The organism is Pseudanabaena sp. FACHB-1998 (assembly GCF_014696355.1).
Taxonomy (GTDB): domain Bacteria; phylum Cyanobacteriota; class Cyanobacteriia; order Pseudanabaenales; family Pseudanabaenaceae; genus Pseudanabaena.
In genome coordinates this window covers 108,961-124,215 of the sequence record NZ_JACJQA010000051.1, presented here as the reverse complement: position 1 = coordinate 124,215, position 15,255 = coordinate 108,961, and the positions used below count along the sequence as shown (strand labels likewise).

The 15,255-nt window shown below is 41.0% G+C and carries 11 protein-coding genes; 4 read left to right on the top strand and 7 right to left on the bottom strand.

Annotated features, from left to right (window positions below; translation table 11 throughout):
- The coding region (locus H6F42_RS20600) for a hypothetical protein (protein ID WP_190401261.1) at positions 1 to 329 on the bottom strand (329 nt) is incomplete at its 3' end.
- A 12-nt stretch (positions 330 to 341) separates the two neighbouring features.
- Positions 342 to 1,082, bottom strand: coding sequence for a hypothetical protein (locus H6F42_RS20595; protein WP_190401260.1), 741 nt, complete (start codon positions 1,080 to 1,082; stop codon positions 342 to 344).
- A gap of 16 nt (positions 1,083 to 1,098) precedes the next feature.
- Between H6F42_RS20595 and H6F42_RS20590 the strand changes: the two genes are divergently transcribed.
- On the top strand, positions 1,099 to 1,254 hold the full coding sequence (locus tag H6F42_RS20590; protein WP_190401259.1) for a hypothetical protein: 156 nt from the start codon (positions 1,099 to 1,101) through the stop codon (positions 1,252 to 1,254).
- Positions 1,255 to 1,318: 64 nt separating this feature from the next.
- Here the strand turns inward: H6F42_RS20590 and H6F42_RS20585 are convergent, their stop codons facing one another.
- Positions 1,319 to 2,098, bottom strand: a complete 780-nt coding sequence (locus H6F42_RS20585) for a DUF1036 domain-containing protein (RefSeq protein WP_190401258.1) — start codon at positions 2,096 to 2,098, stop codon at positions 1,319 to 1,321.
- A 452-nt stretch (positions 2,099 to 2,550) separates the two neighbouring features.
- Between H6F42_RS20585 and H6F42_RS20580 the strand changes: the two genes are divergently transcribed.
- Positions 2,551 to 2,823 (top strand): hypothetical protein, encoded by a 273-nt coding sequence (locus H6F42_RS20580; protein WP_190401257.1) that lies wholly within the window; start codon positions 2,551 to 2,553, stop codon positions 2,821 to 2,823.
- Positions 2,824 to 2,847: 24 nt separating this feature from the next.
- On the opposite strand, the gene H6F42_RS20575 is transcribed toward H6F42_RS20580, so the two are convergent.
- Both H6F42_RS20575 and H6F42_RS20570 read right to left on the bottom strand, forming a co-directional pair.
- On the bottom strand, positions 2,848 to 6,450 hold the full coding sequence (locus H6F42_RS20575) for a WD40 repeat domain-containing protein (protein ID WP_190401256.1): 3,603 nt from the start codon (positions 6,448 to 6,450) through the stop codon (positions 2,848 to 2,850).
- The gene (locus H6F42_RS20570) at positions 6,447 to 6,971 is read right to left on the bottom strand and encodes a hypothetical protein (protein ID WP_190401255.1); all 525 of its coding nucleotides are present in this window, start codon (positions 6,969 to 6,971) and stop codon (positions 6,447 to 6,449) included. The genes H6F42_RS20575 and H6F42_RS20570 overlap by 4 nt, the downstream gene beginning before the upstream one ends.
- Before the next feature lie 446 nt (positions 6,972 to 7,417).
- On the opposite strand from H6F42_RS20570, the gene H6F42_RS20565 reads away from it, so the two are divergent.
- Positions 7,418 to 8,197 carry an HAD family hydrolase gene (locus H6F42_RS20565; RefSeq protein ID WP_190401266.1) on the top strand — a complete coding sequence of 260 codons (780 nt, stop codon included), beginning with the start codon at positions 7,418 to 7,420 and terminating at the stop codon, positions 8,195 to 8,197.
- A gap of 498 nt (positions 8,198 to 8,695) precedes the next feature.
- A complete protein-coding gene (locus H6F42_RS20560) occupies positions 8,696 to 11,899 on the top strand; it encodes a hypothetical protein (RefSeq protein WP_190401254.1) in 3,204 nt (1,067 codons plus the stop codon).
- Here H6F42_RS20560 and H6F42_RS20555 read toward each other — a convergent pair.
- Positions 11,889 to 14,078, bottom strand: a complete 2,190-nt coding sequence (locus H6F42_RS20555) for an AAA family ATPase (RefSeq protein WP_190401253.1) — start codon at positions 14,076 to 14,078, stop codon at positions 11,889 to 11,891. The two genes, H6F42_RS20560 and H6F42_RS20555, sit on opposite strands and share 11 nt — an antisense overlap.
- Positions 14,079 to 14,087: 9 nt before the next feature.
- Positions 14,088 to 15,209 carry a ParB/RepB/Spo0J family partition protein gene (locus H6F42_RS20550; protein ID WP_190401252.1) on the bottom strand — a complete coding sequence of 374 codons (1,122 nt, stop codon included), beginning with the start codon at positions 15,207 to 15,209 and terminating at the stop codon, positions 14,088 to 14,090.
- Between the last annotated feature and the right edge of the window lie 46 nt (positions 15,210 to 15,255).

The window sequence follows — 15,255 nt, the reverse complement described above, 5'->3', positions numbered from 1 at the left end:
CCAATTTGGTTTTCGGTCGATCTGAGAGCAACTTCGGCTAATGTGCCTTGCACTGCTACTTTGTCGGGTTTGTAGGTGGTGGGTTTGATGTGGTGCTGACGGATTTCTTGGGCTATTTCAGGTAGCTTCTTGACTGATTTGACGCAGAAGGTATCACCGTCAAAGTCCATACCACAGTAGTCACGCGCTTCGTCTGGGTTCACATACATCGTTCCCTGTTGGTTTAGTCCTTTGATGTGTTTGTTTGTCCAGATTTGCAAGTCGTTGCGATCGCGGATGGGATAGCGGAATCCGACATATTCGCCTTGTTGCAGTTCAGGGATGCACATTTCCAGTTTCCCTCATTCTAGGCAGGGTTGCGCCATGAAGCTGGAGAAGTTGATACCGCCACTGGTAGCCAGGGTTAACCAACGTCGTCTTACTAGGTCTTCAATCTTTCTCACCACATAGGGATGTTCTAGCAGTTGTCCATAGATGTCATGTTTGAGGATTTCCGATAGGATTTTACCATCGGCTTCTTCTTCGCGTTCTTCTTCAGGTTCGTCTACTTTCACCCATTGTTCGGTTTGCACTAGTTGGCAGAGTTGTTTGACATCGGATTGGGCGGCGACTAATGTTTCGGCTTTGAGTTGGGTAATTGGTAAGACATCATGGGTGATCGCTTGTTGGCTGAACCATTGCCATACGGTATAGGAGGTTTTGACGCTGCGCTTTTGGGCGAAGTTGACGATTCCTAGTTTCAGGCTGGCTACTTGTTGGATTCCTAATGTCGGTTTATGTCCTTTAAAACATGATAGTGGCATTACTAAGTCCACTCCTTGAGGTAGGTTTAGTTCTACTTGCAATGTCCCTTTAGCAACCCATGCGTTGGTTATTCCTGCCCGAAATTGAAATGGGGTATTTGCTGGGATTGCAAAATCTTCGCTTTGTCGGAGTTGATTTAACAATTCATGGCTGATTTTGCCATGACAGTCATCGGTGAGATGTTCTTTGTCTTGGACAATCAGGATCGTTAGTTGTGGGATTGGATAGATTTTCAGGCATTCGGTCATCAGGATTGAGCCGTAGTTGATTTGTCCCATAGCACTGGGGAAATAGGTGGCAAAGGGATTCAATTCTTGGCTAAAGAAGAAGTCTCCATGTTTTCTTGCTCCTGATGCTCCTGATAGTTGGTATTTGCCCAGTCCTTTATTAAGGGCGGCGATCGCCTGTTTCTTCAGTGGGGCAATGCTTTTGGCGGCGGTGCTGCGTTGACTTGGAAATTTACTGGGCTTTTAAACCAAGTCACAAACGCGAACCATTTTCTGAACTATCTACCTTAGCAGGTGAGATTCTGAGTCCAATTAACGATGCTAGAACCCGTGTTTACCTCTTTCATGTTGTAGACACGCCCACCAATTGTTACAGATGTACCGTTACCAGTCCATTTAATATTAGAGCGATCTGTTGTCTCAGCATAATAGTAAAAATATCTGTTATTAGTAGATACCCCACTTAATTCAGCAGATTCATTTGGAGCAAAACTATACCAAGCTTTAGTCACCCATTGATTTTGCATATTCTTAAAATGAACGGCAAGTTGAAGACGACGAGAACAACTGTTTTTGAAAGTGATTGTGTTTCTGGATGCAGCCTCTGTTCTTCTGGATGCAGCCTCTATTTTTTCTTTGGCTTCACGTTGCGCATCAATATATGCACTTTGTGCATAATCTACAACCCCCTTGTAATAAGCATCTGCTCTACCATTACATGCTATCTTGAGAGGCCTTCCCAACCAAGTGTTATGATCTCTCGCACATATACCTAGCATTCTATTATGGAAAGCTTTATCACATTCTGTCTTTGAGTTAAGATAAGTATCATAACAAGCATCATGTTCTACACAAGCAACTCTGAATTGATTTGCCGCAATGGGTGTAAGTGTCCGAAGCAGATACCAGCTTGATCCACTTCCACAACCAGAAGTTTGAGCTACAGCAGATGAGTTGTCAAATACTAAAATAGGCGATAGGAGAAAAACGCATAAGGATTTTAGAAGTTTCAGTTTCATAAACGTACAAGTACCAGTTAAGAGAAAATTTAAATCACTTCCAGCCATTACTGTCGGTCTAATGGCTTAATTGAGAGTCAAAGAAGCTTTCACTCTCAACAAAATATTACGCTTTTGTCCAATCCAATAATGTGTTATACCCTGATCGCTTCACAATTGTTTTTTTTTGCGATAGTCTTCTGAATTTAAGATGTAAACGGTATGATTTTGTTCAATATTTGAAGCCCTTATCAGTCTAGAACTTTTGCTCAGATGCGATTCCGTCTACCATTAGTTGTACTTACCTCCATGAACCAAGAAGAACCCGTTGCATTTCAAATTTGAATCGGCACTTAGGATTGCCTAATCTTTGCTCGAAATAGTCAACTTTATCGGACTTATCGGTTAGTTAGGTCTAACTAGGTATTATTTCTAGCAGTAAAAACGATTACAGTTTGTCATTCAGGCTTGTTTTTAGTACAATATTTTTGATGTAGTTAATCTTAAGTGAGGAAAATGAAATGAAAGTGGTAGGTTTGCTTGTTGTGTTTGGAGTTATCGCAGTCACTGCAAATGAGGCTTTTGCAGTAGATTTGGTTAATAAAGATAATGGAGGCTACGAAGTCAAAATTAGTTTGTCAAGTGGGACTAATCGGACATTCATCGATTCCCTCAGCGTGAAGCGTGAAATTTGTAGAGGCAAATGTGAGATTGAAGTTAAAGGCGTAGGAATTATTAAAGCAGATAATGGAGATAGAGTGGTTATTAGAGATGGAAATCTAAGTAAAGAGTGACCTATCTGTCTAAACTTAAATAAACTAATCTAATTTACAAAGATTATTATTTGTATCTTTAACATTTGGATTCGTATTTAAGTAATCTTTGACTCTTTCACAACCATTAGTCATTAACTTATCAACTTCTAATCCGTTCAAAGATTTCAAATCCCATAAAATCACGGTTTGATCTTTACTAGCAGATGCAAGAAACTTACCATCAGGGCTAAAACTTACAGCGTTAACTTCATCACTATGTCCCTTCAACGTTTCAACTAAAGTACCATCAATCCCCCAAATTCTAACTGTGTGATCCCAGCTTGCTGATGCAACTCTTTTGCTGTCAGGGCTAAAGCTTACACCTATAACGTAACCTTCATGCCCTTTCAAAGTTGAAAGGAGTTTACCATCACTAATCTGCCATACCTTAACTGTCTTATCACCACTAGAAGTTGCAAGCATTTTACCGTCAGGGCTAAAACTTACACCTGAAACCAAATCTGAATGCCCTGAAAAAGTTCTGAGTAGAGTGCCATCAAGTTTCCACAGCTTAGCAGTTTTATCCATACTTGCTGAAGCCAAAGTGTTTCCATCAGGACTGAACTTTACATCAAAGATCCAGCCATCATGTGCCGTAAAACTTTTTTTCAAACTACCATTACTAACTTGCCAAATTTTAATGGTTTTATCATTACTTGCTGAAACAAGAAGCTGATTGTCTTTACTAAAATCTACCCCCCACACCCAGTCTGTATGTCCATTAAGATTATTTAATAGAGTACCATCTCTCTTCCATAGCTTAACTGAACGATCTAGACTCGCAGAAGCTATTTTTTCACCGTCTCGGCTAAAACTTATTCTAACAACTGAATCACCAAAGTCTGCAATACTCCTTACTAGACTTCCATTTAAACCCCAGAGTTTAAAAGTATTATCTGCACTTGCCGAAGCAATAAGTATGGTATCCCAATCAAAAGCTGTCCCCCATATTCTACCCGTATGTCCTGTAATGATTTTATTCGCTCCAAATGCTGACTCTCCAATACGCCAAATAGTCATTTCTTTTTGAAAACCTGACGAAGCCAGACTTTTGCCATCTAAACTAATGAAACTAACGCTGTAAACTGGCTGACTCCCTTTCAGGGTGGCACTTGCATTGTCACTGTTAAGACTCCATAGCTTAATTGTTCCATCCCCGCTACAAGAAGCAATAGTTTTACCATCTGGGCTAAAATTTACATCCCAAACCAACTCAGCATGACCCTTAAAAGTTTTAAGCAGCTTCCCATCCAAATTCCATAGCCTTAATGTTTTATCATCCCCAGCAGAAATAAGTTTTTGTCCATCAGGACTAAAACTTACAGTAACTACTTCTTTATCATGTCCTTTAATCTCTCTCAATAACTTGCCATCCGCACTCCACAATCTTACGGTTTTATCAAAACTAGCAGAGGCAATCCGACCATCTTTACTGAAAGTCACATCTCGAACTTGATTTGTATGCCCCTTAAGAGTTTTAATCAATTTACCGTCAAGCCTCCATAGTTTGACGGTTTTATCTCTACTTGCTGACGCAATAGTTTTTCCATCTGGGCTAAAACTTACACTAACTACTTCATCTTCATGATCTGTGAATGTATGAGTAGCTGTTCTAGATGTTGGTAAACCATCAGTTTTCCAAAGCTTAATAGTTTTATCACCACTTGCGGAAGCCAGTAAAGTGCCATCTGGGCTAAAGCTCACACTATAAACCTTGTCGCTATGACCTTCGAGAGTAGTAAATTGAGAGCCATCAGGTTTCCAAAGCTTCACAAGTCTATCGCCGCCTGCTGAAGCAAGTAACTTACCATCTGGACTGGGAATTACTTGCCACACAGAAGTGTCATGTCCTAAAAGCTTATTTTGTTCTCTGCTTCTGTAGACTGATTGTTGCAAACTAGTAAGGACTCGAACTCGTGTCTCTCCATCTACCGACCAAGTCTGCTTCAAAAGCTTACCAGCTTTTAAAGCCTCGATTAGAGCATCTAATTCTTGACCTGAAGAAAATAGTGCCTTGGAAGAAGAAGCAAGGGAATTAATCTGCCCTATAACTGCTCGCTGCCATTGCCAACCAGCAAAAAACATTAGAATAAGAGTAAGTCCAAGTCCACCGCTTAGACTTATGATTGTCCTCTGACGACGGCGATCACGCCACCGTAAACTTAGGTCAACAAATCGTTTCTCATCTTCAGTTAATCCTCCTAAAACTCGGAATGTATTGTCTTTCCTTAACTCCAAAACTTTTTCAAGCTTAGATCCACTCCAAAACTCATCATTGGATTTAGTTTGTTTCCAATTATTTGAATCTTCATTGAGCCGATTTTTAACCGTAATTGCTTCACTAGCATCCTTAATCCATTCTTTAAGAATTACCCACGAACTGAGTATAGCTTCATGAGCAATTTCTACAGTAGGCTGTTGCTTTCCTTCTATATCGTTACTTACCAATAAATTCTGATCGATCAGTTCTTTAAGAGTACTCTCCACTAGCTCGCCTGTTAGTTCTGAGCGATAGGCTCTCCTACTCACAGCTTTCCCTGTTGAATTAGAACTTCCATCTCCATCAATATCTACCAAGCTGAGAAAAATTTGCTTTGCGGCGGTTTGTTGTTGTTTCGTCAAGCTTGCATAAATTTGATCGACATGCTTTTGTAATGCTCCTCTTACCCCACCTAATTTTCTATATGAATTTACATTTAAGGTTCGCTCTTGGAAACTGCTACTCAAGGTTTCACTTTCCCATAGTAAGTTAAGCGTGTATTGTAATAACGGTAAATATCCCGCTTCTCCTTGCACATCTTGGATCATTTCTTTAACTAAACCCTTCTCAAATACTACACCATGTTTTTCCACAGGCTTCTCGATCGCCAATTGCAGTTCATCGGGTAGCATGTCAACCATTAGCCGAATATGCTTTTGCACAAGCTTCCCAAAATTAGGATAGGGGCTAAATTTCTCTAGAAAATCAGATCGCATTGTCATTACTATTTTGACAGAGTGATCTCCCAACTTTATTAATTGCACTAAACTTTCAACAAATTTACTGCGTTTTTCAGCTTGACTAATAGTGAATAATTCCTCAAATTGATCAATAAAAATTAACCATTGAGTATCTTCCTGTTTTAGTACTTTAATAACTTGTGTAAGAGTTTTTGCATCCACTTCACGGGCAATTTTAGCTTCTGATTGCTTGAATTTACTTAAGAGACTGGCATACAAAGACTCAAATGGATCTTCATCAGGAGTAAAAGTTAGGTTAATGAAATTCATTCCTAATTTGTCTGACAGGGAAGGAATTAGCCCCGCTCTAATTACCGAAGACTTTCCACTACCCGATGCTCCTAACAGTAAAATCAAACCACTCAGTTCTAGCTCTTTTCCTAAACTAATAATTAACTGTTCGCGCCCAAAAAAGCGATCTTTATCCTCTGGTTCAAATTTCTTCAGTCCCTTATATGGTGAATTCGCAATAAATAATCGCGTTTTGATCTTATCGATAGATTTTTGGATTTGAGTAAACGTAATATTGACATTATTTTTTTCACCATCTACGGAAATATTGCCAACATTTTGAGATTGATCTTGTAGGGGATTATCTTGACTCATAAAGTTAGCCAAGCCTTAGCAATTAGCCCTGCTACTTTTGTGACAGGTTCCGCTAAACTTGATACTCCTTCCAAACCTTTTTGTAAGGCGGCGATCGCTTGATCAATGATATTTTTGTCAGGCTTCGCCTTTTTTGCTTCTTCCTCGACAATTTTCAACGGCACTTCTACCGTCGCTTTTTGGACAGGATTGAGCAGCGTGTTACTACCTATATCTTGCTTTAGCTTTGCCAAAATACTTAGAGCTTCTTGCAAATCAGCATTTTGAACCGATGTCTGTGTATTCGTCTGGGCGATATTGGACTCTCCACCCATCTGTTGATTAATGCCAAGAGAAGTATTACTCCCACTACCACTAAAAGTAAAATCACCAAAGCTCTGAAATTGGCTTTGTCCTGCCTGCGTCGAAGATGTATTTGGTATGTCCAAAACACTTATCAATCGATTTTGCAGATCTTTTTTCTCCTCAGATGAGAAGGTTTTAACAATATCCAATACTTCATCTACGGTGTATTTTGGCATATAGAAACCTCAAAACTGTTTAGATTGATTAGCCAAGTAAGCAAGCTAGCTAGGCTATGTACAGATTAAATTTAGTTTATCAAACATACATTCACATTGAAGTTTGTATATTTATTTTTATCATCCGACAAATCGGCTTACTGGAATCCTTGCTACATAAATATTCTTAAATCACATTTTACCAGTAGCGAAAAGTTTGTGACAGCAAAAGGGTTGGGCTTAGGACTTCATCATCGATAATCATAATTCTGGCGCTTTCTTAGAATATGGAGGTCTTGGCTTTAGATACGGGGATGCTGGCGTAGGCAATGGCATCATTGATAATTGGTGAAGATTTCTTGGCTAACTTTTTGGGCTATGGCGGCGCGATCACTAGATTTTTTGTCAGATTCTTTACGATATATTTAAATCCGCTTTGGCTTTTTCTGAATTTAGTTTCATCTTCTATGCCCTTATTTCCTCTCCATAACATTAACTTGTCCGACATCCGTTTAATTGCTTCTGATGTTGATGGCACTCTTACCCAAAATGGAAAATTCTCTTCTGACTTCATCTCGACTCTTCTCGATTTGCAATCAGCAGGAATCAAAGTCCTATTGGTAACTGGTCGCTCGGCGGGTTGGGTTAGTGCTTTGGTGAATTATTTACCAGTCGAAGGGGCGATCGCAGAAAATGGTGGCTTATTTTTGCATCCCAATGGTCAACAAGATTTGCTTTCTTCTATTCCCAATATATCTAAACATCGTGTTCTTCTAGAAAATACTTTTCATCAAATCAAACAGCTATTTCCAAATCTTCATCCTTCCACCGATAACCAGTTCCGTATTACCGATTGGACTTTTGATGTCAATGATTTATCGGCTGATGATATTCAAGCAATTTCAGCTCAATGCGATCTGATGGGCTGGAGTTTCACTTACAGCAATGTTCAATGTCATATCAAACCACTGCACCAAGATAAAGCAACTGGCTTAAATACAGTACTCAAAAATCATTTTCCTGAAATCAATTCGCAGCAAGTCCTAACCATTGGCGATAGTCCTAATGATGAAGCGATGTTTGATCCTGCAAAATTTTCCGTCTCGGTCGGTGTAGCAAATGTTCGCCATTATCAAGACAAAATGATGCATTTACCTAAATACATGACTCATGCTTCTGAGTTTGCTGGCTTCCAAGAGTTAGCCCAGCTATTGCTCAAAAATAGTATCTTAGATGACAGAATGTAAGCGAGACAAGCCTATTCAGACTGATATCTATGAAATTTTGATCTTTTTTTGATCTTTTATAGATCAGATCTAGAGCGATCGCTGTATGCTTAAATTGCAGTTTTTTATCTACAGGAGATTACTTACCTAGTTTTCCCCTTCAACAACAAAAAAGCCAGTGACTGCAACCACTAGCTTTCTTGTAAACCCGAAGGTTTTTAAATTAAATATCCGAAAATGGACAGATGTTGCTTTGAAGACGCAATTTTGTTCAGTGCTTTCTTATATCTTAACGCAAGATATAAGTTTAGCAATAGTTTTTGCTGCGAATTTTTAAAATTTTTTGCAAAAGCCAATAATTGATTATTGAACTGAATTCAAAAAGTCTGTCTGTTTTCTGATTGAAGTCGCTACAACTCTTACAATCAGGACGATCTAGATGTTTTTAAATTTGCAACTCTTGCAGGAGCAGATCTTTGTTGAGATCTCCCTTAGCAAGCTCATCGGAGGTCAAAACTAATGACCTCCTTAAATAGTCAGTATTCTTCTCGAAAGTTTTCACCTACTAAGTCCCATAACCCTTGTCCAATTTGCGATGACATCACAGGTAAATGTCGAATTTCCCCTGACAATCAAGATTTTGTCCTATGCATGACCCATCCTAGTGATGCTGATTTGCCTGATTGGAAATATCTGGGTGAAACCAATGGCAGTTACTTTGCGGGTAAGTATGTCCGCAAACTTCCTGAGTCAGAGTCGGATCGCCTAGAGCGTCGTGACAGAAATTTAAAACTGCGGATGGCTCAACAAAAGGCAAAGCGGGATGGGCTAGCGAAGTTGCCTGATGCATCTCAGCGCGATCGCCTCTATCAAAATTATTTACAAAAACTTAATTTAGATAGTTTAGATAGGGCTGATTTAGTCAGTCGTGGTTTATCTGATGCTGAGATTAAACGTTTAGGCGCTAAATCAACGAATTCTGGCTATATTCTGCCTATTCGTAATCCATTGGGTCAGATTCTTGGTTTTCAAATCCGTTTACGCGGTGCTTCATCAGGACGCTATCGTTGGCATAAACCTTTTGGAATCTCCGCTCAACAACAAAATGGTGAGTTGCCTCTGGCTTTTCATGGTGACATTCAGGTTGATTGTCAGCGTGTAGTTTTGGTCGAGGGTACTGGTGTTAAACCCTATCTTGCTGCTAAGTTGCGTGGTTGTGTAGCGATCGGTGCTTCAGGTGGTCAGTTTGTCGCTAGTAAAGAAACTTTGCAAACTTACTTTGACGCGATTGGGGCTAAGCCTGAGTTGACAAGGTTGGAATATGCGATCGATGCAGGTGATATTGCTAATCCATCTGTAATGCGCCGCCATGAGAAAAATCTTGATTTTCTAAGTGAGCTAGATTTTGCGGTTGATGTTCTCTGGTGGGGTCAGGTTGCTAAAACTGATGATGATATTGATGAGTTATCCAGTGATGCAGCGATTCAGCTTTTGACGGTTGAGCAGTTTTTCCAGATTGCTAGTTACCAGCCAAAGCCAAAGTTTTCGCCATTCCAATGGTTAAAAGATAAACTTTTTCCCAAGAAGGCGGCTAATGGTTTTGCTAATAAATCTCAAGCGAGGCGATCGCCTCAATCCACCTTACCTAAATTTGTATATGAGGCTGGGGCAAGGATTGAAACTTGGCGCGATTTGCTATTAACGAATAAACATATTCTTGATGCTTCGGCAACTGGTACGGGCAAAAGTTATGATGCGGGGCGCTTGCGTCCTGAGTTTTTTGATGATGTTGAGCGGATTATCTATATATCTAATGATTCGCGTAATGTCACGACTTCTACTTTGCAGGATTGGGAGATTTTGCCTGCGCGTCATCATGGCTTGACTAATAAGTCGGGTAAGTTGCGCCGTGCTAAGTCAGGGGAAGCTCTCCATGCTCAAGCGAATTGCTCGCGGACTGGGGCGATTTCGGCTCTGCGCGATAAGGGTGTTACTGATACTAAGGTCATTTGTGAGACTTGCCCTTTGCTCAATGCTTGCCGTGGCAGTTCGGGTGATGGGTTTGGATTCAGGCATCAAAGGGCGATCGCTTTTAATTCTAAGATTTTGCGATCGCATCCTGCTAGTTTACCTAGTCCCACTGAGTTTGATTATTCCAAGACTTTATTGGTCTGGGAGGAAGTATCAGAAAGTTTGACAACGATGCGTCAGGTTTCGGTTGGTCGTGAGGATGTGGATTTTGCGATCGCGGTTATTTCTCGTTCTAGTCTTGAATATAAGCAGCAAATTATTGATGTATTGAATAAGTTACATGGCTTGCTGGGTGATAAGTCTTATCATGGTCTCGATTTTCATGGGATTAAGTTGGCGATTCCTGAGATTATTGATACGACTTTACTGGCGGATTTGCTGAAGCCTGATCTTTCAATTCTGAATACGGTTGATGGTGTTGCTGATGCTGAATTTAATAATGTTAAGGGTAGGGATAAGCGTGAGTTAGCGAGGCTTAATGCTTTGCTGAAGCAATCGACTACTCTTAATAGTTATGAGATTGAGAAGAAGATTGACCGTGAGGTGTTGAAGCAGTGGTTGGTGGAGTTTTTGGATATTCTCTCTGGGGTTATTTCTCACGGGGATTTGCATATTCAGTATGAGAAGTTCACGGTTTCTTTGAGTGATTCGCGTTTGCGTGATATTGCTCATAGGTCGGCGGCTAATCTTTATCTCGATGCGACGATGGATGTGACAGATCTACAAATGCGTCTTGATGCTCCTGTGCATAGGATTAAGCAGTCGGGTGATTTGGTGATGCCGCAGATTTTTCAGGTGCATAATCTGGGGCGTTTGGGCTTGCAGCGTAGTGACGGGCAGTCGGCTAAGGTTGAGGCGATTATTGCTCATTTAACTAGTCTTGATCCGACTACGAGGGTGATTGATTTTAAGAAGTTTGCTAATTCTGATACTCATGGCTTTTGGTTTCGCGATTCTCGTGGTTCTAATGATTTTATAGATGCCAAAACCTTTGTGATTGTCGGGACTCCTTGTGCCAATATTGCGATGCTACGTGCTGATTATGTGGCGATGACTGGACTGCATCCAATTGATAAAGATCCTGCTTTTGCGGCTTTTGTCGATCGCCATATTTTAGCTACTGTCCAGCAGTGTTTTGGCAGGAAGGCTGGCGATCGCTTTAATCAGGGTGATGTTATTTATTTCTTATCAGATTTTGATCTGGGTGATATTCCCCATACGCTGATCAAGTCTGGTGATATCACGCCCAAGGCAATGTCGAATTTGGAGCTGTTACAACTCAGGGTGGCGCAGGTGATTAATTCTGTGACCGATGGTGGTTTTGATTTGCTCAGTGCTTCTCAGCGTCAGCTATGCCAGTATTTTGATATTTCCCGTGGTGCTTTACTACATCATTTTGATTGGATCAATCCGTTATTAGATAACCTATATAACAACTTGATCCAATGTTTTAATGAAAATCTGGTTTTACTTACGGATTCTCAGGATCTCGAAATTGTTGTTCTTTGGGCTGGTATAACTGAGGTGTTTTTGGCTGAGGAGATTCCGATAAATGAGACTTTGGCTGGGATATTTGAGTTCTTTGCGGAACATATCCCCAACTATTTGCATAGTTATGTGCTGGCTAGGCTCTCTGATAATGCTCGTCATAAGTTGTTCTCATCTTTGGCTGTCTTAGCGGTTAATGAATAATCATTGCTGCTGTACTTGCCCAGTTGACTGTTTTATTCAATAGTTTGTTGGTCAGTAATTGTTTTGCGATCGCAATTTCATCATCGGAGAGAAAGTTGGCAAGATGGCTGGCATAGGATGGTTTTGTCGGAGACTTGCTAAACCAATGGTTTAATAAAGCCATAGAAATTTGCATCGGCGTAGTGATGCGTTCTATTTCTATTTCAACGCTTAAACTAACTTCCTCAAAAGCTGATCGCAAATCATCAATATCCCAATTTGTCATCGGGGCATCAGGATTGCTATAGATTGCTTCTTCTGCTTGCATCCAGCGATCGCCAAATTCATCGGGTAAATCGATCAACTCATAAATTCGCTGTGTGTGTTTGGGAATTGATTCATAAAGAGCGATTTTGCCATCAGGTTGTAAGAGATTGGCTAATTGCTGAATGCAAGCTAATTTGTCAGGTTCCCGCATCAGAGTGTTATAGCCAATAATCGCTTCAAAATGCATAGAGGCTAATATATTAGGAATCTCTATTAACGAACCATACAAAACAATTGGGCGCAAAAGTTCGGGTAAACTTGCTGCTTGTTCTTGCAAAGCGATCGCTTCAGATTCTTGATAAGTAATTGCATAGACTCCGCCTTCTGGAACTGATCGCAATGCTTCCCATATCATTAAACCTGTGGCGGCATTTAAGTTAAGAACTACATCATGACGTTGTAGCGATAACTTGGAGAATAGGCGATCGCGTATTTTTGCTAATCTTTCTCCAGACTGACCAATGGTGCGTTGTAACCAGCGATCGCTTTTGGTATCCGTCGGGCTAAAGGTAAGGATTTCAGGCAATTCTACGACTACACCACTTACCATTGCTGCTAATTGTGCCTCGCGGCGGCGTTCCACTTGTAACTTAATCTCGGCTTCTGCACCTTGATCTGAAGGTTGATAGAATACCTGTCCTTGTAAACTGCTGGGTAAATATTGCTGCTCGATCCAATGGTCGCGATAGGCGTGGGGATAGAGATAGCCAGCACCATGACCGAATCCTTTTTTATCACGATTACCATCTTTGAGAGGATTAGGAACATCGGATTGACGTTCCTGCTCGACAGCGGCGATCGCATCGAAGAAGCCCATGAGACTGTTTGATTTGGGGGCATTAGCAAGATAGAGCGTAGCTTGGGCTAAATGATAGCGACCTTCGGGTAAGCCGATGCGGTCAAAGGCTTCAGCACAAGCATTCACCACTACCACTGCTTGCGGATCGGCAAGTCCGATATCTTCGCTCGCTAAAATTAATAATCGTCGCAAAATAAAACGGGGATCTTCACCTGCATAGACCATTTTGGCTAACCAATAGAGAGCAGCATCAGGATCGGAGCCACGCACACTTTTGATAAAAGCACTAATCGTATCAAAGTGAGCATCACCTTCTTTATCGTAGAGAACGGCTCTTTGTTGGATTGATTCTTCGGCTACGCCTAAAGTAATGGTGATCTCCCCATCTTCATTTGGTTCTGTTGTTTCTACTCCCAGTTCTAGTGCATTAAGCAATGACCTTGCATCACCGTTAGCGACATTGGCTAAATGGGCGATCGCTTCTTCGGCAATTTTTACTTTGAGGTTGCCGTAACCTCTTTGGCGATCGCTAAGTGCTTGCTCTAATACTTGCCGCAAATCCGCTTCGGTTAATGGCTTTAATTGGAATAATCGCGATCGGCTGACTAGGGCTTTATTTACTTCAAAGAAGGGATTCTCAGTAGTTGCACCGATGAGAATGATTGTGCCATTTTCTACCCAAGGCAGTAATGCGTCCTGTTGGGATTTGTTGAAGCGATGGACTTCATCGACAAAGAGAATTGTGCGCTGATTGTGATAGCCCCGTTGGGTTTGGGCAGTTTCAATCGCTTCCCTTATTTCTTTTACACCTGCGAGGACGGCATTGATGGCGATGAAGTGAGCGTTGGTGGTGTTGGCGATAATCCTTGCTAGGGTGGTTTTGCCTGTACCAGGGGGACCATAAAAGATTAGTGATGATAGGCGATCTGCTTGAATGGCGCGGCGGAGCAGTCTTCCTTGTCCGAGGATATGCTCTTGTCCGATGAATTCATCGAGGTTGCGCGGACGTAAGCGATCGGCAAGCGGTGCTTCCGATGCGGTGATTTGTTGGCGGTGGTTCTCGAATAGGTTCAAGATTTTTGCTTAACCATTGGTAATTTCTAGGATAGATTCAATTTCTGCTAGCTTTTGCTGAAAAAGTGTGCGTAGATCTGTTAGCTGTTGTGGATCGATGTTGGCGATATTTTCCTTAGATAATTTCTCTACACTACGTTGTATTGCTGTAATTTCTCTTGACGGGCTATGCTCTGACTTAATGTATTTAGACTTAATTTGAGCAATAAGTTCTCTAGTCTTGGCTACATTGAAATCCTGTGATAATACCTGCTCAGTTGCCTTAATCCGTTCTTTCGATGCTATTTTTTCTGAAGTTTCTAAGGTCTTAGCGGATAGTATAGAAAGCGCTAAAGCATGAGCGCCCTTGAGTCCGCGTTCCCTAATCGATTGCTTTAAGTCATTAGGCAAGGACAGCATTGGCAGCAGATTTGCTTTTACTGATGTTGGGTTGAGCGCCAATCCTAGCAACACTAATAGTAATTTTTCTTCAACTTCATTCACGCCTAAACTTTGAAGTCCTGAGATCTGTTCTTCTGTGCTGACAGTGACAAGACTGGTAAGTTGACTCGTTTGTTTTTGTCTTTCTAAACGTTTCAATACAGTTCCCAGAACTGTCAATATCTCCTCTGTTCCCATGCTGGTAGCATCAGCAACTTCTTTAAAGATTGCTTCGGCTTTGTCAAGAGGATTAAGATCCTCATGGTGAATAAATGTCAGTAACGCTTTGCGATGTAAGTCATTTGGCATGATCGCGATGACCGATCGCAATGTTTCCCATCCTAAGATTTTGGCTGCTTCCCAACGGCGTTGACCATCTAGTAGGAGATAGTTGTCATCTTGAGGAATCACAATTAATGGTGTAATTTGCCCATCTTTTTCGAGACTTCTAGCAATGATTTGGATACTTTCATTGGTAATAGTCTGACGCGGTTGATGAGGATTTGCTTGGATCTTGCTTACCTCAATATCTTTTTCCCCAGACTGTTCTTGTAACTGAGAGCGGAGAGTTTCAATTTGCTGTTCGAGGACAGGAGACTGAGAAGAGCGCAGCTTTTCTACTTCAGTTTGTAGTTCGGTAATACGTTGCGCTTGATCTGTTGCTTGGATTGCGCCAGTAAATCTTTGTGAAATTGATGGAATTTTGCCCATGAGATATTTCCTGTTTAAATTTATTTGTTCTAACATGGTTGGCACT

What these genes read in the sequence shown, in the direction of transcription:
- H6F42_RS20595 (WP_190401260.1), bottom strand. Translation starts at nt 1,082, where the DNA reads ATGGGACAAATCAACTACGGCTCAATCCTGATGACCGAATGCCTGAAA.
- H6F42_RS20585 (WP_190401258.1), bottom strand. Translation starts at nt 2,098, where the DNA reads ATGGCTGGAAGTGATTTAAATTTTCTCTTAACTGGTACTTGTACGTTT.
- H6F42_RS20580 (WP_190401257.1), top strand. Translation starts at nt 2,551, where the DNA reads ATGAAAGTGGTAGGTTTGCTTGTTGTGTTTGGAGTTATCGCAGTCACT.
- H6F42_RS20575 (WP_190401256.1), bottom strand. Translation starts at nt 6,450, where the DNA reads ATGAGTCAAGATAATCCCCTACAAGATCAATCTCAAAATGTTGGCAAT.
- H6F42_RS20570 (WP_190401255.1), bottom strand. Translation starts at nt 6,971, where the DNA reads ATGCCAAAATACACCGTAGATGAAGTATTGGATATTGTTAAAACCTTC.
- H6F42_RS20565 (WP_190401266.1), top strand. Translation starts at nt 7,418, where the DNA reads ATGCCCTTATTTCCTCTCCATAACATTAACTTGTCCGACATCCGTTTA.
- H6F42_RS20560 (WP_190401254.1), top strand. Translation starts at nt 8,696, where the DNA reads ATGACCTCCTTAAATAGTCAGTATTCTTCTCGAAAGTTTTCACCTACT.
- H6F42_RS20550 (WP_190401252.1), bottom strand. Translation starts at nt 15,209, where the DNA reads ATGGGCAAAATTCCATCAATTTCACAAAGATTTACTGGCGCAATCCAA.